The sequence below is a fragment of the Pseudomonas sp. NBRC 111132 genome (assembly GCF_001320565.1).
In the GTDB taxonomy this organism is placed as follows: Bacteria; Pseudomonadota; Gammaproteobacteria; order Pseudomonadales; family Pseudomonadaceae; genus Aquipseudomonas; species Aquipseudomonas putida_P.
The window spans coordinates 13,880-34,095 of sequence record NZ_BCBI01000058.1 but is presented as its reverse complement, the minus strand read 5'-3'; the positions used below and the strand labels follow the sequence as shown (position 1 = coordinate 34,095).

The 20,216-nt window shown below is 64.4% G+C and carries 15 protein-coding genes and 2 pseudogenes; 6 read left to right on the top strand and 11 right to left on the bottom strand.

The window, feature by feature from the left end:
- Nucleotides 1-111 precede the first annotated feature (111 nt).
- Complete coding sequence (locus APH35_RS22805) at nt 112-5,013, top strand: alpha-2-macroglobulin family protein (RefSeq protein ID WP_060515575.1); 4,902 nt, start codon at nt 112-114, stop codon at nt 5,011-5,013.
- Between the two features lie 164 nt (nt 5,014-5,177).
- Here APH35_RS22805 and APH35_RS22800 read toward each other — a convergent pair whose 3' ends face one another.
- Complete coding sequence (locus tag APH35_RS22800; protein WP_012270337.1) at nt 5,178-5,471, bottom strand: hypothetical protein; 294 nt, start codon at nt 5,469-5,471, stop codon at nt 5,178-5,180.
- A gap of 77 nt (nt 5,472-5,548) precedes the next feature.
- Between APH35_RS22800 and pbpC the strand changes: the two genes are divergently transcribed.
- Together pbpC and APH35_RS22790 are read left to right on the top strand one after the other, a co-directional pair.
- On the top strand, nt 5,549-7,903 hold the full coding sequence (gene pbpC / locus APH35_RS22795; protein WP_012270338.1) for a peptidoglycan glycosyltransferase PbpC: 2,355 nt from the start codon (nt 5,549-5,551) through the stop codon (nt 7,901-7,903).
- 92 nt (nt 7,904-7,995) lie between these two features.
- Nucleotides 7,996-9,660, top strand: a complete 1,665-nt coding sequence (locus APH35_RS22790; RefSeq protein WP_060515574.1) for a ShlB/FhaC/HecB family hemolysin secretion/activation protein — start codon at nt 7,996-7,998, stop codon at nt 9,658-9,660.
- A 39-nt stretch (nt 9,661-9,699) separates the two neighbouring features.
- On the opposite strand, the gene APH35_RS22785 is transcribed toward APH35_RS22790, so the two are convergent.
- The 8 genes from APH35_RS22785 to APH35_RS22750 form a co-directional block, all read right to left on the bottom strand.
- Nucleotides 9,700-10,476, bottom strand: a complete 777-nt coding sequence (locus tag APH35_RS22785; RefSeq protein WP_012270340.1) for a response regulator transcription factor — start codon at nt 10,474-10,476, stop codon at nt 9,700-9,702.
- A gap of 119 nt (nt 10,477-10,595) precedes the next feature.
- A complete protein-coding gene (locus APH35_RS22780) occupies nt 10,596-11,066 on the bottom strand; it encodes an A24 family peptidase (RefSeq protein ID WP_012270341.1) in 471 nt (156 codons plus the stop codon).
- A 213-nt stretch (nt 11,067-11,279) separates the two neighbouring features.
- Nucleotides 11,280-11,849, bottom strand: coding sequence for a DUF4136 domain-containing protein (locus APH35_RS22775; protein ID WP_012270342.1), 570 nt, complete (start codon nt 11,847-11,849; stop codon nt 11,280-11,282).
- Nucleotides 11,850-11,868: 19 nt separating this feature from the next.
- Nucleotides 11,869-12,504 carry a DUF4136 domain-containing protein gene (locus APH35_RS22770; protein ID WP_012270343.1) on the bottom strand — a complete coding sequence of 212 codons (636 nt, stop codon included), beginning with the start codon at nt 12,502-12,504 and terminating at the stop codon, nt 11,869-11,871.
- Nucleotides 12,505-12,526: 22 nt separating this feature from the next.
- Nucleotides 12,527-13,276, bottom strand: coding sequence for a methyltransferase domain-containing protein (locus tag APH35_RS22765; RefSeq protein WP_012270344.1), 750 nt, complete (start codon nt 13,274-13,276; stop codon nt 12,527-12,529).
- Nucleotides 13,273-13,578, bottom strand: coding sequence for a MazG-like family protein (locus APH35_RS22760; protein ID WP_012270345.1), 306 nt, complete (start codon nt 13,576-13,578; stop codon nt 13,273-13,275). The genes APH35_RS22765 and APH35_RS22760 overlap by 4 nt, the downstream gene beginning before the upstream one ends.
- A gap of 58 nt (nt 13,579-13,636) precedes the next feature.
- A complete protein-coding gene (locus APH35_RS22755; protein WP_060515573.1) occupies nt 13,637-14,488 on the bottom strand; it encodes a MaoC family dehydratase in 852 nt (283 codons plus the stop codon).
- Nucleotides 14,489-14,490: 2 nt separating this feature from the next.
- Nucleotides 14,491-15,843, bottom strand: a complete 1,353-nt coding sequence (locus APH35_RS22750) for a 3-oxoacyl-ACP reductase (RefSeq protein ID WP_060515572.1) — start codon at nt 15,841-15,843, stop codon at nt 14,491-14,493.
- 117 nt (nt 15,844-15,960) lie between these two features.
- Here APH35_RS22750 and APH35_RS22745 point away from each other — a divergent pair, with 117 nt between their 5' ends.
- The 3 genes and pseudogenes from APH35_RS22745 to APH35_RS29800 form a co-directional block, all read left to right on the top strand.
- A complete protein-coding gene (locus APH35_RS22745) occupies nt 15,961-17,238 on the top strand; it encodes an acetyl-CoA C-acetyltransferase (RefSeq protein WP_060515571.1) in 1,278 nt (425 codons plus the stop codon).
- A 66-nt stretch (nt 17,239-17,304) separates the two neighbouring features.
- Nucleotides 17,305-18,084, top strand: a complete 780-nt coding sequence (locus APH35_RS22740) for an AraC family transcriptional regulator (protein WP_060493796.1) — start codon at nt 17,305-17,307, stop codon at nt 18,082-18,084.
- Between the two features lie 37 nt (nt 18,085-18,121).
- A pseudogene (locus APH35_RS29800) lies at nt 18,122-18,169 on the top strand (hypothetical protein); the annotation flags it as partial.
- Here APH35_RS29800 and APH35_RS29795 read toward each other — a convergent pair.
- The gene (locus APH35_RS29795) at nt 18,150-18,878 is read right to left on the bottom strand and encodes a methyl-accepting chemotaxis protein (protein WP_371040047.1); all 729 of its coding nucleotides are present in this window, start codon (nt 18,876-18,878) and stop codon (nt 18,150-18,152) included. The pseudogene APH35_RS29800 and the gene APH35_RS29795 overlap by 20 nt on opposite strands.
- A gap of 129 nt (nt 18,879-19,007) precedes the next feature.
- A pseudogene (locus APH35_RS29790) lies at nt 19,008-19,937 on the bottom strand (HAMP domain-containing protein); the annotation flags it as partial.
- Between the last annotated feature and the right edge of the window lie 279 nt (nt 19,938-20,216).

The window sequence follows — 20,216 nt, the reverse complement described above, 5'->3', positions numbered from 1 at the left end:
AACCATTTCGCGCGACCGTGGTCTTACTGGGCGCGCAACGCCGGGTGCCGCACCTGACGTTGCGCTATAGTTGCTGCCCTCACGTACACGCTGCCCAAGAGTTCCTACTCCATGTTCAACAAAGGATTGTTGCTGGCCTGCGCGCTGGCGTTGCTCAGTGCCTGTGACTCATCCGCGCCGGACAAACCGGCGCCGGTCGAGAAACCGGCGGCCACCGCGCCCGCCGAAGCCCCCGCCCCCAAACGCGAAGACCCGGCCGTGCTCGCCAAGCGCTACGAGGGCCGCGAACTCACGGTGCTGGATGTATCCGAAGTGCAGCTCGATGGCGCTGCGACGCTGTCGATCAGCTTCTCCGCGCCGCTGGATGCCAAGCAGGACTTCGCCACCAAGGTGCACCTGGTCGACACCGTCAAAGGCAAGCTCGACGGCGCCTGGGAGCTCTCCGACAACCAGATGGAACTGCGCCTGCGTCACCTGGAACCGCAGCGCAAGCTGGTGCTGACCGTCGACAAGGGCCTGCTGGCGGTCAACGGCAAGCAACTGGACAGTGAATCGATCACCCAGCTGGAAACCCGCGACATGCAGCCGACCATCGGCTTTGCCAGCCGCGGCTCGCTGCTGCCCACGCGCCTGGCCGAGGGGCTGCCGGTGATTGCCCTGAACGTCGACAAGGTCGATGTCGAGTTTTTCCGGGTGAAGCCGGAAATGCTCTCGTCTTTCCTGGCCAGCTGGGGGCGCAACAGCAGCCTGTACTACTACCAGTCCAAGGAAACCCTGGACATGGCCGAGCTGGTCTACAGCGGCCGCTTCGACCTCAACCCCGCCCGCAACACCCGCGAAACCGTGCTGCTGCCCATCGCCGGCATCAAGCCGCTGCAGGACCCGGGCGTGTACCTGGCAGTGATGCGTGCTTCGGGCACTTACGACTACTCGCAGCCGGCGACCCTGTTCACCCTCAGCGACATCGGCGTGTCGGCGCACCGATACCGCGACCGCCTGGACGTGTTCGCGCAGGCGCTGGAAGGCGGCAAGGCGATGAGCGGCGTCAATCTCGAAATCCATGACGAGAAGGGCAAGTTGCTGGCCCAGGCCAGCACCGATGACAAGGGCCACGCCCAACTGCCGATCACGTCCAAGGCCGATACCCTGATTGCTACCCAAGGTGTGCACACCACCCTGCTGCGCCTGAACACCGCCGCCCTGGACCTGGCCGAGTTCGACATTACCGGCCCGCAAGCCAACCCGTTGCAGTTCTTCATCTTCGGCCCGCGTGACCTGTATCGCCCAGGCGAAACGGTGCTGCTCAACGGCCTTCTGCGCGACCAGGACGGCAAGCCGGTCAAGGCCCAGCCGGTGAGTGTGGAAGTGCGTCGCCCGGATGAGCAGGTGAGCCGCAAGTTCGTCTGGGAGGCCGACAGCAATGGCTTGTACCAATACCAGTTGCAGCTCGCCACCGAGGCCCCGACTGGCCGTTGGCAACTGCTGCTCGACCTGGGCGGCGGGCGCAAGCAGGTGTATGAATTTCTCGTCGAGGACTTCCTGCCTGAACGCCTGGCGCTGGAGCTGAAGGGCAGCAGCACGCCGCTGTCGCCGGAGGAGGATGCGCGCATCCAGGTCAATGGCCGTTACCTCTATGGCGCCCCGGCTGCCGGTAATCGCCTGAGTGGCCAGGCCTATGTGCGTCCCCTTCGCGAAGCGGTGCCTGCGCTGCCGGGCTACCAGTTCGGCTCGGTCACCGAAACCGAGCTGAACCAGGACCTGGAGCTGGACGAAGTCACGCTCGATCAGGCTGGCAAGGCCGTGGTCGATATCGAAAGCCGTTGGGCCGAAGCCCGCTCACCGCTGCAACTGACCGTGCAGGCCAGCCTGCAGGAGTCCGGTGGCCGGCCGATCACCCGTCGTCTGGAGCAACCGATCTGGCCTGCCGAGCGCCTGCCGGGCCTGCGTGGCCTGTTCGAGGGTGAGGAAACCGATAGCGACGGGCCGGTGGAGTTCGAATTCCTGGTGGCCGACCGCGACGGCAACAAGCTGGCGGCCAACGACCTCAAGGTACGTCTGATTCGCGAGCGTCGCGATTACTACTGGAACTACTCGCAGAGCGATGGCTGGAGCTACGCCTACAACGAGAAGTTCCTCACCCAGCGTGAGGAGACCGTTAGCGTCAAGGCCGGCTCCACGGCCAAACTGAGCTTCCAGGTTGAATGGGGCCCGTACCGCGTGGAGGTCGAAGACCCGCAGACCGGCCTGGTGTCCAGCGAGCGCTTCTGGGCCGGTTATCGCGCCCAGGACAACGCCGAAGGCGGCGCGGTGCGCCCGGACCAGGTCAAGCTGGCGCTGGATAAACCGTCCTACGCCGATGGCGCTACTGCCAAGGTCACCGTCACGCCACCTGCTGCTGGCAGCGGCTACCTGATGATCGAGTCCAGCGATGGCCCGCTGTGGTGGCAGGAGATCGACGTGCCCGCCGAGGGCAAGACCTTTGATGTGCAACTGGACAACGCCTGGGCGCGCCACGACCTTTACATCAGCGCGCTGGTGATTCGCCCTGGAGAGCGCAAGGCCAACGCCACACCAAAACGCGCCGTGGGTGTGCTGCACCTGCCGTTGGACCGCGCCGAACGCAAGCTGGCGGTGAGCCTGCAGGCACCCGAAAAAATGCGCCCGAAACAGCCGCTGACCGTAAAGGTGAAAGCCGCCAATGCCGATGGCAGCGTGCCCAAGCAGGTGCATGTGCTGTTGTCTGCGGTGGACGTGGGCATCCTCAACATCACTGATTTCAAAACCCCGGATCCGTTTGCCAGCCTGTTCGGGCGCAAGGCCTATGGTGCCGACCAACTGGACATCTACGGCCAGTTGATCGAAGCCGGCCAGGGCCGCCTGGCGAGCCTGGCGTTTGGCGGTGACGCGGCAATGGCCAAGGGTGGCAAGCGCCCTAACACCACGGTCACCATCGTCGCCCAGCAGAGCCTGCCGGTGACCCTGGACGACAAGGGTGAGGGCCAGGCCACGGTCGATATCCCCGACTTCAACGGCGAACTGCGGCTGATGGCCCAGGCCTGGACCGAAGAACACTTCGGCATGGCAGAAGGCAAAACCGTGGTCGCTGCACCGTTGATTGCCGAGCTGTCGGCGCCGCGCTTCCTGGCCGGTGGCGACCGCACCAGCCTGGCACTGGACCTGGCCAACCTGTCGGGCCGTGCTCAACAGTTGAACGTTGAAATCACCACCGATGGGCAACTGAGCCTGGCGGCCAACGCCGTGCAGAGCGTTAACCTGACCGAAGGCCAGCGCTCGACACTGATGATCCCGGTACAGGCCCAAGGGGGCCTGGGGCAGGGTAAAGTGCATGTGCGGGTCACTGGCCTGCAGTTGCCAAACGAGCCCGCCACCGCGTTCGAGCGTGAGTGGACATTGGGCGTGCGCCCAGCTTATCCGGCGATGCTCAAGCACTACCGCGTGGCGTTGAAAGACCAGCCATGGACCTTGCCTGAAGCGGACCTGGCAGCTTTCGAACCTGCCGGCCTGGAAGCCAGCCTGGCCTTGTCGAGTCGGCCGCCGCTGAACCTGGCCGAGCAGATTCGCGCGTTGGAAGCCTACCCCTACGGTTGCCTGGAACAGACCACCAGCGGCCTGTACCCGTCGTTGTACGCTGATGCCGATAGCCTCAAACGCCTGGGCATCAAGGGCGAGCCGGCGCAGGTGCGCAAGCGCAAGATCGAAATGGGCATCGAGCACCTGCTGGGCATGCAGCGCTACAACGGCAGCTTTGGCCTGTGGAGTTCGGACAGCGAAGAAGAGTACTGGCTCACCGCCTACGTCACCGACTTCCTGCTGCGTGCCCGTGACCAAGGTTACGGCGTGCCGGCCGAAGCGCTGAAGAAGGCCAGCGAGCGCCTGCTGCGCTACCTGCAGGAACGCAACCTGGTCGAAGTCGACTACAGCGAAAATGCCGACCACACTCGCTTTGCCGTGCAGGCCTACGCGGCGCTGGTGCTGTCGCGCAGCCAGCAGGCGCCATTGGGTGCCCTGCGAGGCCTGTTCGAGCGCCGCGCCGATGCCCGTTCTGGCCTACCGCTGGTGCAATTGGCGGTGGCACTGGACAAGATGGGTGACAAACCGCGTGCCGAGCAAGCCTTGCAGGCGGGCCTGGGCATCAGCCGTGGCAAAGGCTGGATGGCCGATTACGGCAGCGCCCTGCGTGACCAGGCGCTGATCCTGGCACTGCTGCAGGAAAGCAACCTGGCCAGCAGCCAGGTCGATCAGCGCCTGTTCGCCTTGTCGGATGAGCTGGCGGCCAACCGCTGGCTGTCTACCCAGGAGCGCAATGCACTGTTCCTTGCCGGCCGTAGCCTGCTGGGCAAGCCGGAAGGCAAGTGGCAGGCACGCCTGGACAGTGCTGGCGAGGTGCGCGAGTTCAACAATGCCGAGGCCGGCATGAAGCTGGAAGGCCCGCTACTGGCATCGCCGCTGAGTGTGCAGAACGAAGGCAGCGAGACGCTGTACCAGCAGTTGACCTTGTCGGGCTACCCACGCCAGGCGCCTGCTGCTGGCGGCAATGGCCTGCAGATTCGCCGAGAGTACTTGGGCATGAATGGCCAGCCGCTGGACCTGCACAACCTGCGCAGTGGTGACTTGGTGCTGGTGCACCTGGCGCTCAAGGCTGAAGACCGTGTACCGGATGCGCTGGTGGTGGATTTGCTGCCAGCAGGCCTGGAGCTGGAAAACCAGAACCTGGCGCAAAGCGCCGCCAGCCTGGACAACGCCAGCAGCGCGGTGAAGGAGTGGCGCGAGTCTATGCAGAACGCCAGCGTAGTGCACCAGGAGTACCGTGATGACCGTTATGTTGCCGCGCTCAAGCTCGACAGCTACGGCACCACCCACCTGCTGTACCTGGCGCGGGCAGTGACCCCGGGCACCTACCGCGTACCGCCGCCGCAGGTTGAGTCGATGTACCGGCCGAACCTGCAGGCTGTGGGCGATGGGCAAGGGGAGATGACCGTAAAAGCCCGCTGAGGCTACGCGGTCTGTTGTAGGAGCGGCCTTGTGTCGCGATCGGGCCGCAAAGCGGCCCCAAAACCTGAGCGCGCGGAGCAACTGTGGTACCGCGTCGCCAGGTTTTGCGGCCGCTGCGCGCCCGATCGCGACGCAAGGCCGCTCCTACAGGAATGGCGCAGTTTCTAGTGAATCACCCAACTCATCACCCACAACCCCAGCACCAGCCAGATGATCCCGAGGATGATCGAGGCGCGCATGAACGCACGGATTGCCGAGTACAGCAGCATAAGGCCGATGATCAGGGCCAGGATGCTGAGTAGCGAGGTGTCCATGCCCAAGGTGCGCGCCAGGCCGTCGATGAAATTGCCACCGGCATTGGCCAGCAGGTTGAACAGCCCGCTCAATGCGTCGACGATGAAGCGGATCAACGACCCCAGTGCCTGGCCCAACCACTCGAAAAAACCTTCTACATGCATAGTTGCTTCCTGATGAACGAATCGGCGAGGTTGCCGTCCCAAAGCCTTTGGCCATTACCTGGCCAGGTCGGTTCCCGATGCCAAGCTTAGCGCGGCCACATCGCCATGCGGGCAGGATGTTGCGTGCCACGCTGATCGGCGTGCTGGTGCTGTGCGGCCTGTTGTGGCTGGCTGATCGTATCTGGCCGCTGCCCATGCCGGGCGACGACCTGGCCCGGGTGGTGCTGGCCGAGGACGGGACGCCGTTGTGGCGCTTTGCCGATGCTGATGGCGTGTGGCGCTACCCGGTCAGCCCCGAACAGGTGTCGCCGCTGTACCTGCAGGCCTTGCTGACTTACGAGGACCGCTGGTTCTACAGCCACCCTGGGGTCAATCCACTGGCCTTGGCCCGCGCTGCCTGGTTGAACCTGCGCGGTGGGCGCGTGGTGTCGGGCGGCAGTACGTTGTCGATGCAGGTGGCGCGCCTGCTCGACCCGCACGACCGCACCCTGGCTGGCAAACTGCGCCAGTTGTGGCGTACGGCGCAGCTGGAATGGCACTTGTCCAAGCGCGAAATCCTGCAGATCTACCTGGACCGCGCGCCGTTCGGCGGCACCTTGCAGGGCGTGGCCGCTGCCAGTTGGGCGTACCTGGGCAAGTCGCCCTTGCACCTGACACCCGCTGAAGCGGCGCTGCTGGCGGTGCTGCCCCAGGCACCCAGCCGGCTGCGCCCAGACCGCCACCACGAGCGTGCTCAGCGCGCGCGCGACAAGGTGTTGCAGCGCCTGGCCGAATACCAGGTGTGGCCTGAGCGGCAAATCCGCGAGGCGGCCGAGGAACCGTTGGTGTTGGCGCCACGCCAGGAGCCGGCCCTGGCACCCTTGCTGGCCCGGCGCCTGAACAGCGCCGACAGCCCGCCACTGATTCGCACCACGCTCGATGCCGCACTTCAGCGGCGCCTCGAAGACCTGCTGCTGGGTTGGCGCGCCCGGCTACCGGAGCGCACCTCGGCCGCCGTCCTGGTGGTCGATGCGCAGACCATGGCGGTGCGCGCTTACCTGGGCTCGATAGATTTGGCGGACGAGCGCCGTTTTGGCCATGTCGATATGGTGCGCTCGCTGCGTTCGCCCGGTTCCACCCTCAAGCCGTTTCTCTACGGCATGGCGCTGGACGATGGCCTGATCCATTCCGAATCGCTGCTGCAGGATGTGCCACGGCGTTATGGCGATTATCGCCCCGGCAACTTCTCCATGGGCTTCAGCGGCCCGGTGTCGGCCAGCTCGGCGCTGGCCCTGTCGCTCAACCTGCCGGCCGTGCAATTGCTGGAGGCCTATGGCCCGAAACGCTTTGCCGCGCAGCTGCGCATGGCGGGCGTGCCGCTGATATTGCCGCCGCTGGCCGAGCCCAACCTGTCGTTGATACTGGGGGGCGCCGGCAGCCGGCTGGAAGATTTGGTGGGTGGCTACGCGGCGCTGGCACGGGACGGTAACAGTGCGAAGGTGCGTTTGCAGCCGCAGGACCCGCTGGTAGAGCGACGCCTGTTGTCGCCAGGCGCGGCGTGGATCATCCGACGCATCCTCAGTGGCCAGGCTCGCCCCGACCGCGACCCGCATGCCGAACTGGTGCAGCGCCCGCAACTGGCCTGGAAAACCGGCACCAGCTATGGCTTTCGCGATGCCTGGTCGATCGGCGTCGGGCCGCGCTACCTGATCGGCGTGTGGATCGGTCGCCCCGATGGCACGCCGGTTCCCGGGCAATTTGGCTTGGCTTCGGCGGCGCCGCTGATGCTGCAGGTGCATGACCTGCTGAGCAACCGTGACAGTCAGCGTGGCATCAGCGTGCCAGTGGCGCGTGTACCGGCAAACGTCGGTGTGGCGGCGATCTGCTGGCCGCTGGGCCAGCCGATGAGCAAGCAGGACCCCAACTGCCGACGCCAGCGCTTCGCCTGGACCCTGGATGGCACCACGCCGCCAACCTTGCAGGCCGCTGACCAACCGCTGGGCCTGGGTTTGCGCGAAAACGTGTGGGTCAACGACCAGGGCCTGCGTGTCGATGGCAGTTGCCCGGGCGCCAAGCCCCGTGAAATCGCCTTGTGGCCGGCGCCGTTGGAGCCCTGGCTGCCCCGCCTCGAACGGCGCGCGGCGCGTCTGCCCGCCCTCGACCCGGCCTGCCCGCCGCAACTACCGGCCAGCGCGCCACCGCTGTCGATCGTGGGCGTGCGCCCCGGCGATAATCTGCGTCGCCCAGCCACCAGCAGTGAGCCGCTGCAATTGCATGTATCGGCGTTGGGTGGTGGTGGACGGCGCTGGTGGTTCCTCAACGGCCAGCCGCTGGGTGAAACCCAAGGGCAGGACAGCTTGCTGCTGCGCTTGCCCCAGGTCGGGCAGGCCGAACTCAGCGCGCTGGACGAAAGTGGCGAGACGGCGCGGGTGGCGTTCCAGGTCAGCGAGTAGGTGTTCGACGGCAGCCGGGCCAGCACCTACGCTTGCAGGTGAGGGGGGTGAGCGGCGGGTGCCCCACAACCAAAGGGAACATGGAGCGCCCTATGCGTCCTCTGGCCGTGCCCCTGCTGTTGCTGCCCTGGGCGCTTGCGGCCCAGGGCGAGCCGTTGCCGGGTTTTCTCGACAGCCATGAATACGAGCGGCGCTTGCCCAGCGCCAACCTGCCGATTGCGGCCTACCGCCTCGTCAGCCCCAACATACGGCTGGCCGAGGCGGCTATCCACAAGCCTGACTGGGCTTCGGCCAATACCCCGCTGATACTGCAAAAAGTACGCTTCGAGGGCGGCACGGTGTTCCCCCTGAGCGACCTGCGTGAGCACTACCAAGCGCTGATAGGGCGCCAGACCACGTTGGGTGAATTGCAGCAATATACCGAGCGGCTGACCCAGCGTTATCGGCAGCAGGGCTACTTGTTGTCGTATGCCTATCTGCCACCGCAGGATGTGGCAGAGGGTAGGGTCAGCGTGGTGCTGGTCGAAGGTTACCTCCGTGATTACCGCGTGGACGGCGATATCGGCCCGGCCAGCGAGTATTTGCAACAGTTGCTGGCGCGCCTTGAGGCTGAGCGGCCGCTGACGCGGGAAACGCTGGAGCGTTTTCTGGGCCTGGCCGCGCGCATGCCTGGTGTGTCGGTAGAGGCCGAGCTGACAATGGCGCAGGCCGCTGATGGCGCCGCCCGGCTGACCCTGCATGCGCGGCGCAAGCCATTCGGCGCCGCTGTGACGGTGACCGACTCCAGCCGCGACACTGCACAGGCGTTGTTCACGGCAACCAGCAATGCCCAGACCCGCCATGGTGAACAACTCACGGCCAGTTGGCTGCTGCCTCCAGGGGACGACCAGGTCCATTACCAGCGTCTGGACTACAGCCAGTACCTGGACGCCGCCGGCAGTCAACTGCTGCTGTCGGCTTCGCGCTACCGCAGCGAGCCCGGCACGCGCATACGCCTTGACCATGGTCGCGATATCACCCGCGAGCACGACAGCGAGCGCTATGCGATAGGGCTTCGTCAGCCGGTGATCGTCAGGCCGGATGAGTGGCTGGTGGTTCAGGGGCACTTGTACGCAGTTCGTGAGCGCGATGAAGACCACACGGATGAGCAGCCATCGTCTCGGGACTACGACACCTACGTACGTGCGCTGTCGTTCGAGGGCGATTGGCGCGAGATGGAGCAGAGGCGTATGCGTATCGTCAGTGCTGGGGTCTATCAGGGCCTGGATTACCTTGGGGCTCGAAGCGATGCCGACTACGACCTGGACTTTCTGCGGCTGCGGCTTTCCGGCTTGCAGAGCGACGCACTGCTGGATAACTGGCAGGGCGTGGTGTCCGGGGCCTTGTACTGGAGTGATGACAAGTTGCCCGACAGCGAACGCGCGGGTTTTGGCGGGCAGAGTTTTGGCCGTGGATACCCGCGTGACCAGGCGGACGGGGACAAGGGCTGGGGTGTGGCTTACGAGCTGAGCTACAGCATGCAGGGGAGCGGGCTGGCGCTGGTTCAGCCATATGCGGCAGTGGACACGGCGCAGGCCTGGCATAACAGAGGGCCGGTGGAGGATGCCCACCTGGCGTCGCTGGCGTTTGGTGTGCGGTTAGGAGATGGGCGCGTGTTCAATGTGGCGCTGGAAGTGGCCAAGCCGTTGGCGGATGTGGCGCTCGATAGCCTGGACCGTGGGCCTCGGCTGACCTTGAGCGTTGACGTTCAACTGTAGGGGCCGCGAAGCAGCCCCGGTAATTTACACGCTGCCCCCTCAATGGGTGGTAAACCGCTGATGCACCGGCGATGAGCTAGGGGTAAGCGCCAGTGCCAGCTGGGTGCGGTTGTGCATGTGGGTCAGGCGCAACACCTGTGACACGTAAAGCTTCACGGTATTCTCGGTAATGCCCAGCTCACAGGCGATCTGGTAATTGGTCTTGCCTTTGCTGACCAGGCGCGCCACTTCCAATTGGCGTGGCGACAGCTTCTCGAACGCCGCTGGCAGTTCGCTTTCGCTTTCCTCCACGTCACTGGCACGCCGGTGGGTGCCTTGGCCACGGGCTTTTTCCAGGTCCTGATACAGTTCGTCCACTGAGTCGGCCAGCTCTTGCAGGCGCTGGTTCAACCCACCCAGATCACGGAAGTTTCGCTGGCGCTCCAGCAAGGCTTCTTCCTGCCGGCGTACGCCCGCCAGCAGCTCGTCAAGGTCCATCGGCTTCTGGTAGTAGTCGGCAAAGCCTTCGCGTAGCGCGCGGATCACGTCCTGTTTCTCGGCACGCCCAGTCAACATGATGGCTTCGAACATGCGCGGGCTGCCGTCGAGCCCCTTCAAGGCGCGTACCAGCTCAATGCCATCTCGCTCCGGCATGTGCAGGTCACAGATGAGCAGACCGATGGCCGGGTCTGCCACATATCGCTCGATAGCTTCGTCAGTTGAGTGGGCTGGTATGCAGACATAGCCCTTGGTTTCGAGGAATTCACACAGTTGTTCGACAATGACCGGTTGGTCATCAACCACCAACACCTTCACTTCACTCACTGGTCTGGACACGATCAACTCCCTGTTCGTATACCGCCCTGCTCCCGTGCCAGACGCTCTGGCAGCTTAAAAGTAGTCGCTCTAAGCGAATATGTACAAGGCGTGTACAAGTCTTCGGACCACTGGAAGCCTTATTGGATCCATACGGCCGTCAGAAGAAACCCTGCCAGCACATAGGGGACGAACGCCTGTTTGTCGCCCATTTCCTCGGTCAGGGCCTGCAAACGCTTCTTTACCTTGGGGTTGAGCAAGGTCCACAGGCGCCGGCGGGTAAGCAGCCATACCAGCACACTGACGCCGGCGCCGATAAAGGTGCCGAGCACATATTGCGGGCTGGTGGCCAGGGCCAGGGCGCCCATCAGCTTGACGTCGTCGGCGCCGAAGCGGCCGAGCATATAGCCTGGCAGGGTCAGCAGCATGACGATGGCAAGCGCCCAGCCGGCATCGCTGGCGTCGGCGCCGATCCAGCTGTGGCCGGTGGCGAACAGCCAGATCAGGGCGCAGGTAGCCACGCCCAGGGTCAGCAGGTTGGAGATCTGGCGTTGACGCACATCCTGTTCGGAGCACAAGGCAAGCCACAGCAGGAGAACAATGCTTTGCATTGGCAGGTCGCCCTTCCCAAATGTTGAACACTTCTACCCGGTCAGTCAGGTTTCCTTAAGTGAAGATAGACGGGAACGTGCGGGGGAGTGGGGCGGGATGGGTAAAAAGGCGTGGCTGGAATGGATTTTGTCGTAGCTGACACAGGCCTGCGCGGTCTTTTGCAGGCGCGGCCTGGGCGCAAGGCCGCTCCTGCAAAGACCTGCATCAAGCCGCTATTTCTTGCTGCCTGGCGGATAGTTGGCCAACACCTTGGCCACGGTGTCGTGAATGGCGGTATTGCGTTCTTCAGGACTTGGCGGGTAGTTGTTCATGATCTGCTCGGCACTGCCGCGCCACACCAGCTTGCCGTCACGCCCATCGAACATGTCGACCTGAATCGTGGCGACCTTGTAGTCGACGCTGCGGGTTTCGTTGTACATCGGCCCCCCCCAGTAGCCGCCCCAGTAGCCACCCCAGCCACCGCCATAGTTGGTGGTGATCTGCTGCTGGCGCTGCTCGACGATCAGGTAAGTACGTACGCTCAGATCAGGCCGAGCGCCGCCTTGCACCGGGCGCAGGCCGCGCTGGTCGAGCTGATCGGCGACCGCTTGGCGAATGCGCTGTTCGGTGAGGTCGCTCTTGATCCGTGGGTCGTCCGGGCGGTACTGCAGCCCCGGCTCCTGCCAAGCCCAGCTGCGGTAGGCGGCGAAATCGCGGCTGGCATCGAAATCCTGCTGGACGTTATTGCTGGAGCAGGCGGCGAGCAATAACGCGAATGACAGTAGAACGAGACGGCGCAACATGATGGTTCTCCGTTAGCGATTAACTGGGAGGATAGCCGCTGAGCGCCTTGTGCACAGAATCGCGCAAGGCACTTTCGCGTTCGCGCGGCGAGTCCTTGTCGCTGCCGCTTTCGGCGCTGGCGCTCCATACCGGCTGGCCGCTGCGGGCGTCGTACAGGTCGATACGCACCACCATGACTTCGACCTCGTAGGTGCGCACGATGGGCACACTGGCATAGCCCCCGTAACCATGGCGGTAGCCACCATAGCCGACACCACCGTAGGGGTACGGCCCGTAGTAGGGGTCGTAGGTGTCGTAGTCACGCACCTGGCGCAAGCGTTTTTCCAGGCGCATGTCGGCGCTGACCAACAAGTCGCCGGAGGCCCCTCGGGCGGGGCGCAGGCCATGCTGATCGAGTGCGCCGCTGACGGCATCGGCCAACTGCGCCGGGTCAGCATTGGCCGAGCCGCTGGGTAACTGGCCGTTGCGCCAGCTCCAGCTGCGGTAGTGCCCGTAATCACGGGCGGGCGCCGGGTAGGCACTGGCGTCGAAGGTGGTAGCGGCCTGTGCAGGGGCCGGTGGTAACGGGCGGCTGCTGGCCACATACGGGTTGCTGCCCTGGCAGCCAGCCAGGGCAATGGGCAGCAGGGCCAGGCACAACAGACGGTACGGCATGTATTCCTCCCGGCGGGGCGGGTTAGCGAGGGCGGCAGACCCAGTGCAGGTAACGGCCAAGGCCAGCGAAACCGGGGTGGCGGCGGTAGGCCAGCTCCATTTCCAGCAGGTCGAGCAGCTCGGCCTTACCCTGGAACTCCTTGGGCATGTAGTCGTGGAACACCCGCACGCCGCTTTCGCTTTCAACCTGCCACATAGGTTCAAGTTGCGCCTTGAGTTCGCGTGGATCAAGCGGTTTCTGTGGGGTCAGGCTCTGCTTTTCACCTTCCAGACGGTTGCTGCGCAACTTGCGGAAATGGCCCTTGAGCAGGTTGCGATAGACCAGTGCATCGCGGTTGTAGAAGGCCAGCGATAACCAGCCGTCGGGGGCGGTGAGCTGGTGCAGCACAGGCAGGATGCTCTCGGGTTCGGCCAGCCATTCGAGCACGGCGTGGCAGAGCACCAGGTCGTAGGGCTCGGTCAGTTGGCCAAGCAGTTCTTGCCAGGGCGCATGAATGAAGGTGGCCGGTTGGCCCGCTTCGGCAAAGCGCGCACGGGCGCCGTCGAGCATGGGGGCTGCGGGCTCGGCCAAGGTCAGCTGATGGCCGCGCTCGGCCAGCCACAAGGCCATGTGGCCCAACCCGGCGCCAATGTCGAGGATACGTAGCGGGCGGTCGGGCAGCGCCTCGGCCAGGTCAGCCTGCAGCACGGCCAGGCGGATCGCACCTTTGGCGCCGCCGTAGATCTTCTCGGCAAAGCGCGTGGCCAGCTCATCGAAGTGACGGTCGTTCATAGGGCGAAGCGCCTCTCGCTATCCGCCAGCTTGGCCCGCACCACCTGATCCATGTCCAGGCCCAGTTCGCTGCAGAGCAGCAACAGGTAGAGCACCACATCGCCGACCTCCTGGCCGGCGTGGGCCAGTTTGTCGGCGGGCAACTGGCGCGATTCGTCCTCGCTCAGCCACTGGAAAATTTCCACCAGTTCGGCCATTTCGACGCTGGCGGCCATGGCCAGGTTCTTTGGGCTGTGGAAGCCGCGCCAGTCGTTGTTGTCGCGGATCTGATGCAGGCGTTGGGTGAGTTCTTGCAGGTTCATCGGGGGTCTCCTAATGCTGCATAGCTTCTGCCCAGGCCCGATGCAAAGCAAGCGGCGCCTACAGCAGAGCCCAGCGCCCGACCATATGCAGCACACCTCCATGGCCATCCAGCCGCAACGTCCCCGAAGGGCCCGCCTCACTGGCACTGAGCACCACCTCCGAAGGCAACCTTACCGGCTTGCGAAAATCCACCTCGAAGGCATAGCCACTGTGCGGCAGGTGCCCGCGTAATGCGGCCAAGGCCATGGCCTTGGTCCACATGCCATGGGCAATGGACGTGGGAAAGCCGAACAACCGCGCACTGACTGCACTGAGGTGAATAGGGTTGTAATCCCCGCAAACCTTGGCATAACGCCGGCCGATATCACTGTCGGCGTACCAGCGGGTGGCCTCGGGCAAAGAACCAGGTTCGGCGTCAGTGGGCTCATCCACTTCGCCTTCCAGCTTCAACCCACGCACCAGCATACGGCTGGTTTCACGCCACAGCAGACCGATGCCGTCTTCAGCCTCGGTGACCAGGTCGAAGGTGCCACCTTTGGCATGGGGCTGCAGGTTGTGCGCATACACCGCAAAGCGCAGCCCTTCGATAGCGCCAAGCGGGCGCAGTACCTCAATGCGGTTGTGCAGGTGCACCAGGCCGAGTAGCGGGAAGGGGAAGTCATTTGCGGTCATCAACTGCAATTGCAGGGTAAACGCCATGACATGGGGATAAGCCGCCGGCAGGCGGCCATCATCGGGAAAGTGGCACAGCCTTCGATAGGCGTTCAGATTGCCCGGCTGAACCCGGATGAAACAGCGCAGGCCATCCTCCGGCAACTGCTCGCCGCTGATTGTGCGCTTGCTGGCTGCACGCAGATAAAGGCGGGCGCGGGCCGTTGGGCTGTGCAGGTCGTGCCACTGTCGGCTCATGCTCAAGCCCCCATCAATGCCTGGCCGCAAACGCGCAGCACCTGGCCGTTGACAGCCCCTGAGCCCGGCTGGCTGAGCCAGGCAATGGCTTCGGCGACATCTTGCGGGCGCCCGCCCTGGCCCAGTGAACTCAAGCGTCGCCCGGCCTCGCGCAGGCCCATGGGCATGGCTGTAGTCATATGGGTTTCGATAAAGCCGGGGGCCACTGCGTTGATGCTGCCACCGCGCTCGGCGAGCCGCGGCGCCCAGGCCTGGGCCAGGCCAATCAGCCCTGCCTTGCTGGCGGCATAGTTGGCCTGCCCACGGTTCCCGGCAATACCGCTGACCGATGCCAGCAGGGTGATGCGTGCGTTTTCCCCCAGCGCGCCGTTGTCATACAGCGCCTGGGTCAGCAACTGCGGGGCCTTGAGGTTGACGGCCAGCACTGCGTCCCAGTATTCCGGCGTCATGTTGGCCAGCGTCTTGTCGCGGGTGATACCTGCGTTGTGCACTACGATGTCGATGCCGTCGGGCAGGGCCGCAAGCAGTTGCGCTGCCGCGTCGCTGGCGCAGATATCCAGTGGCAGTGCCTTGCCGCCTAGGCGTGCCGCGAGGGCGTCGAGGTCTTGGCTGGCTTGGGGCACATCGAGCAGTAGCACCTCGGCGCCATCGCGGGCCAGGGTTTCAGCTATGGCAGCGCCGATACCGCGTGCGGCGCCGGTGATCAGAGCGCGGCGGCCCCCCAATGGGCGGGTCCAGTCCTCGACCTGACTGGCACAAGCCCCCATGCGCAATACCTGGCCCGAGATGAAGGCACTCTTGGGCGAGAGAAAGAAGCGCAGGGCGCCTTCCAGCTGGTTCTCGGCATCGGGGGCGACATACAACAATTGGGCGGTCGCGCCGTTGCGCAGCTCCTTGGCCAGCGAGCGGCTGAAGCCTTCGAGGGCGCGTTGAGCAACGCTGGCCAACGGGTTGTCGAGGCCTTCTGGTGCACGGCCAAGCACCAGTACATGGGCACACGGTGCCAGGCTGCGCAACAGCGGCTGGAAAAATTCGCGCAACTGCTTCAGTGCATCGCTGTCGGACAAATGACTGGCATCGAACACCACAGCCTTGATTTTCGGCCCCAGGCCGGCCACCCAGGCTTCAGCCTGCAGGTTGTCGGCATTGAAGCTGTAGACCTCGTCGGTCAGGCACGGGGCGATGGCTTCGACCTGGCTCGCCAGAGGCCCGCCACCCAATACCAGGGCGCCTTCCACCGGGCGCAGGCGGCCAGCTTGCCAGCGCTCCAGCGGCGCCGGACGTGGCAGGCCAAGGGCATCCACGAGGCGACGGCCGAGATTGGAGTTGGCAAAACCGAGGTAGCGATCGCTCATGGGTGGTCTCCTGAAAGGCAAGCTTGAAAGTGTGGACCAACTTTGTGGCAGGGTCGTTCGAATACGGTAAAAACACCTAGGCTGTACGGATCAAATTGTTTCAGGAGGAGCTAGCGCATGCGTTCATCTCGCCGGGTCGCGATCCTGGGCGGCAACCGAATCCCCTTCGCCCGCGCCAATGGCGCCTACGCCACGGCCAGCAACCAGGCGATGCTCACCGTCGCGCTCGAAGGGTTGGTCGAGCGCTATCGCCTGCATGGGCAGCGCCTGGGTGAGGTGGTGGCTGGCGCAGTGCTGAAGCACTCACGCGACATGAACCTGACCCGCGAATGTGTGCTGGGGTCGCGCCTGTCCCCGCAGACACCGGCCTATGACATCCAGCAAGCCTGCGGCACCGGGCTGGAGGCAGCGCTGCTGGTGGCCAACAAGATTGCCCTGGGGCAGATCGACTGCGGTATTGCCGGCGGTGTGGATACCACCTCCGATGCACCGATTGCCGTCAACGAAGGCCTGCGCCATATCCTGCTGCACGCCAACCGTGGCAAGAGCCTGGGCGAGCGGCTCAAGCCCTTCTTGAAACTGCGGCCTCATCACCTGAAGCCCGAGTTACCGCGCAACGGCGAACCGCGCACGGGGTTGTCGATGGGCGAGCATTGCGAGCGCATGGCCCAAGCCTGGCGCATTGGTCGCGCCGAGCAGGACGAGCTGGCGCTGCTCAGTCATCAGAAGCTGGCTGCGGCCTATGCCGAGGGTTGGCAGGACGACCTGCTAACGCCGTTTCTCTCGCTGACTCGGGACAACAACCTGCGCCCGGACCTTGGCCTTGAGCAGTTGGCCAGGCTTAAACCTGCCTTTGACCGCAGTGGGCAAGGCACCCTGACGGCGGGTAACTCCACGCCGTTGACCGATGGTGCTTCGCTGGTGCTGTTAGGCAGCGAGGCGTGGGCGCAGCAGCAAGGGTTGCCGGTGCTCGCCTATTTGGTCGATGGGGAAACCGCAGCGGTAGATTTCGTCACGGGCCGCGAAGGGTTATTGATGGCGCCGGTGTACGCGGTGCCACGCTTGCTGGCGCGCAATGGCCTGGCACTGCAGGACTTCGATTACTACGAAATCCACGAAGCCTTTGCTGCCCAGGTGCTGTGCACGCTGAAGGCCTGGGAGGATGTCGATTTTTGCTGCGAGCGGTTGGGGCTGGAGGCGCCGCTTGGGGCGATCGACCGCAGCAAGCTCAACGTCAAGGGCAGTTCGCTGGCGGCCGGGCATCCATTTGCGGCGACCGGGGGGCGGATATTGGCCAACCTGGCCAAGCTGCTGGCGACGGCGGGGAAGGGGCGTGGGCTGATTTCGATCTGTGCGGCAGGTGGGCAGGGGGTGACGGTAATCGTCGAGCGATGACACAGGTTGAACATCGAGACGATGCCAGCTGTTAGGCTTGTCTGGTCAGAACTACAAGAAACCGCCATGCCGATTATCGGACATCCCCGCGCTATTCCGGCGCTGGACCACCTGCCCAGGCCCCTCTACGCCCGTGCCGAAAGCCTTGGTGCCGGTTCCTGGACCACCCGCCACCAGCACGACTGGGTGCAGTTTTCCTACGCGATCAGCGGCGTACTCGGCGTGTACACGCGTGACGGCAGCTACTTTGCCCCGCCACAGTGGGGGGTGTGGATCCCTGCCGATGCCGAGCATGAAGTGGTCACTTCGATGCAAGCCGAGATGCGCAGCCTGTATGTGCGCCGCGATGCCTGCCCATGGGCGCCTGAGCAATGCCGGGTGCTTGAGGTGACACCACTGGCACGCGAACTGATCAAGCAGTTTTGCCTGTTGCCGGCGGATTACCCGGAGGGTGACAGTGCCGAGGCGCGCTTGGTGGCGGTGCTGCTCGACCAGTTGCGCACGTTGCCGGAAGTCGGTTTTTCACTGCCCTTGCCACGCCACCCTGGCTTGCTGGCGCTGTGCAATGGCTTAATCGCCGCGCCGGACCAGCCGCAGACCTTGCAGCAATGGGCGCGCGAGCTGGGGTGTTCGGAGAAGACGCTGATGCGGCTGTTCCAGCGGGAGACCGGGTTGAGCTTTCGCAATTGGCGGCAGCGCATGCGGTTGCTGTCTTCGCTGGCGCTACTGGAGGCGGGGGAGAATGTGACCGAGGCGGCGCTGGGGTGTGGGTATGACTCCACATCGGCCTACATTGCGGCGTTCAAGCAGTTGTTTGGGGCGACCCCGGGGGAGCTGAAACTTTAGTGCTCGGTTGCCGGTGCCGGTCTCTTCGCTGCATTAGCTGCGAAGAGGCCGGCACAGGCAATGCATCAGGTGCGGAACCTGCGCACCAGCGTGTCCAGTTCATTGGACAGCCCGGCCAGGCTCTCGGAGTCCTGACGCGCCGCCTGGGCCAGTTCGGCCACCAGTTGCGCATCGCCGTGAATCTGGCTGATGTGGCGGTTGATGTCCTCGGCCACCTGGTGCTGTTCTTCGGCCGCCGTGGCGATCTGCGTGTTCATGTCGCGGATCACGTCCACCGACTCACGGATCTGCCCGAAGCTGTCGCGGGCCAGGCCGATACGGCTCACCGACTGCTGCGAAACTTCCAGGCTGGCATGCATCTGTTCGGCCACTTCGGCAGTGCGGCTGGCCAGGTTGCCCAGCAAACCGTCGATTTCGGCGGTGGAGTCGGCAGTGCGCTTGGCCAGGGCCCGCACTTCGTCGGCCACCACGGCAAAGCCACGTCCCTGCTCACCGGCACGAGCTGCTTCGATGGCCGCGTTCAGGGCCAGCAGGTTGGTCTGTTCGGCAATGGAGCGGATGGTGCCGAGGATCGACTGGATGGCGTTGCTGTCACGCTCCAATTGCTGGATCGACTGCGCCGACTGCTCGATCTCGTGGCTCAGGCGGTCCACGCTGCTTACCGCGGCATCGATCTGTTGCTGGCCTTCGCGGGCTTGCTGCTGGCCGCTGTCGGCCGACTGCGCCGCCTGGCTGCAAGACCGCGCTACTTCGTTGGCGGTGGCGACCATCTCGTGGAAGGCAGTGGACACCATGTCCACGGCTTCGCGCTGACGGCCGGCGGCCTCGGCCATGTCGCTGGAGACGCGGGTCGAGCTGATGGAGGTGCTGAGGATCTTGCTGGCGGCAGCGCCGATGTGCTGGATCAGGCTGCGAATGGCGCCGAGGAATTGGTTGAACCAGCTGGCCAATTGCGCGGTTTCGTCGCGGCCGCGGATTTCCAGGTTGCGGGTCAGGTCGCCTTCACCTTGGGCAATGTCTTCCAGGCCATTGGTGACACTGTTGATCGGGCGCACGATCAGTTTGGCGAAGGCCGCACCGACCACGGCGAACAGCACGGCCAGCACCACGGCGATGACGCCGATCAGCCAGGTCAGGCGGGTGGTGGTCTGCATCACCTCGCTTTGTTCGATCAGGCCGATGAAGGTCCAGCCCAGTTGCTCGTCGGGGTAGACGTTGGCCATGTAGCGCACGCCATTGAGCTCGACCTCGACCAGGCCTTTGCCGGCCTTGGCCAGCTCGGCGTAACCGTCGCCAAAACTCGCCAGTTGCTTGAAGTTGTGGCCTGCATCGCGCGGGTCGACCATCACGTTGCCGTTGCTTTCCACCAGCATCAGGTAGCCACTTTCGCCCAGCTTGATCTGCTTGACGATCTCGGTCAGGCCCTTGAGGGAAACATCGATGTTGACCACGCCGCCGGGGTTGCCCAGCTGGTTGGCCACGGCGCGCACGGTGCTGACCAGCACCGCGTCGTCGGCGGCCCAGTAGTAAGCGCCGGTGCGCACGGTCTTGCCTGGGTTGGCCATGGCCAGTTGGTACCAGGGGCGGGTGCGTGGGTCGTAGTTGACGAACTTCTGCCCGGCCGGCCAGCCCGTGTAGCCGCCGTCATTCACGCCGTAGGACAGGTAGGCATAAGCGGGGTGCGAGTTGGCCAGGCGGGTCATGAATTCGAGGAGCTTGCTGGCCTGTTCGCCCAGTTCGTAGGACGGTGTGGCGCTCATGTACTTGTTCAGCTCGCTGCCCGTGGCAGCGACCATTGGCTGGGAAGCCAGGTACTCGACGTTCTGGTTGATGCCCTGGAAGAAGATGTTCATCGCGTTGCTGACCTGGCGGATTTCCCGGCTGCTACCGTCGAGGAATCCATCGCGGGCTTCGCCACGCAGGTTGAGGACCACCAGAGTGGCCACTAGGACGATGGGCAAGCCGGCGATGACCGCGAATGCCCAGGTCAGTTTCTGTTTGATGCTCATCGACGCTCCCGGAATTTTTTATTGTCGACCCACGAGGCAGGTAGCCAGTGCATCGGCAGCATCCGGGTTTTATGAAGCCAGAACCCCTGTATTTATTGGACAAAGTCGTGTTTGGTGACTATT

Coding starts and splice junctions, on each gene's coding strand:
- APH35_RS22805 (WP_060515575.1), top strand. CDS start 112: ATGTTCAACAAAGGATTGTTGCTGGCCTGCGCGCTGGCGTTGCTCAGT.
- APH35_RS22740 (WP_060493796.1), top strand. CDS start 17,305: ATGCCGATTATCGGACATCCCCGCGCTATTCCGGCGCTGGACCACCTG.
- APH35_RS22780 (WP_012270341.1), bottom strand. CDS start 11,066: ATGCAAAGCATTGTTCTCCTGCTGTGGCTTGCCTTGTGCTCCGAACAG.
- APH35_RS22745 (WP_060515571.1), top strand. CDS start 15,961: ATGCGTTCATCTCGCCGGGTCGCGATCCTGGGCGGCAACCGAATCCCC.
- APH35_RS22750 (WP_060515572.1), bottom strand. CDS start 15,843: ATGAGCGATCGCTACCTCGGTTTTGCCAACTCCAATCTCGGCCGTCGC.
- APH35_RS22800 (WP_012270337.1), bottom strand. CDS start 5,471: ATGCATGTAGAAGGTTTTTTCGAGTGGTTGGGCCAGGCACTGGGGTCG.
- pbpC (WP_012270338.1), top strand. CDS start 5,549: ATGCCAAGCTTAGCGCGGCCACATCGCCATGCGGGCAGGATGTTGCGT.
- APH35_RS22765 (WP_012270344.1), bottom strand. CDS start 13,276: ATGAACGACCGTCACTTCGATGAGCTGGCCACGCGCTTTGCCGAGAAG.
- APH35_RS29795 (WP_371040047.1), bottom strand. CDS start 18,878: ATGGTGTCCACTGCCTTCCACGAGATGGTCGCCACCGCCAACGAAGTA.
- APH35_RS22790 (WP_060515574.1), top strand. CDS start 7,996: ATGCGTCCTCTGGCCGTGCCCCTGCTGTTGCTGCCCTGGGCGCTTGCG.
- APH35_RS22760 (WP_012270345.1), bottom strand. CDS start 13,578: ATGAACCTGCAAGAACTCACCCAACGCCTGCATCAGATCCGCGACAAC.
- APH35_RS22775 (WP_012270342.1), bottom strand. CDS start 11,849: ATGTTGCGCCGTCTCGTTCTACTGTCATTCGCGTTATTGCTCGCCGCC.
- APH35_RS22770 (WP_012270343.1), bottom strand. CDS start 12,504: ATGCCGTACCGTCTGTTGTGCCTGGCCCTGCTGCCCATTGCCCTGGCT.
- APH35_RS22755 (WP_060515573.1), bottom strand. CDS start 14,488: ATGAGCCGACAGTGGCACGACCTGCACAGCCCAACGGCCCGCGCCCGC.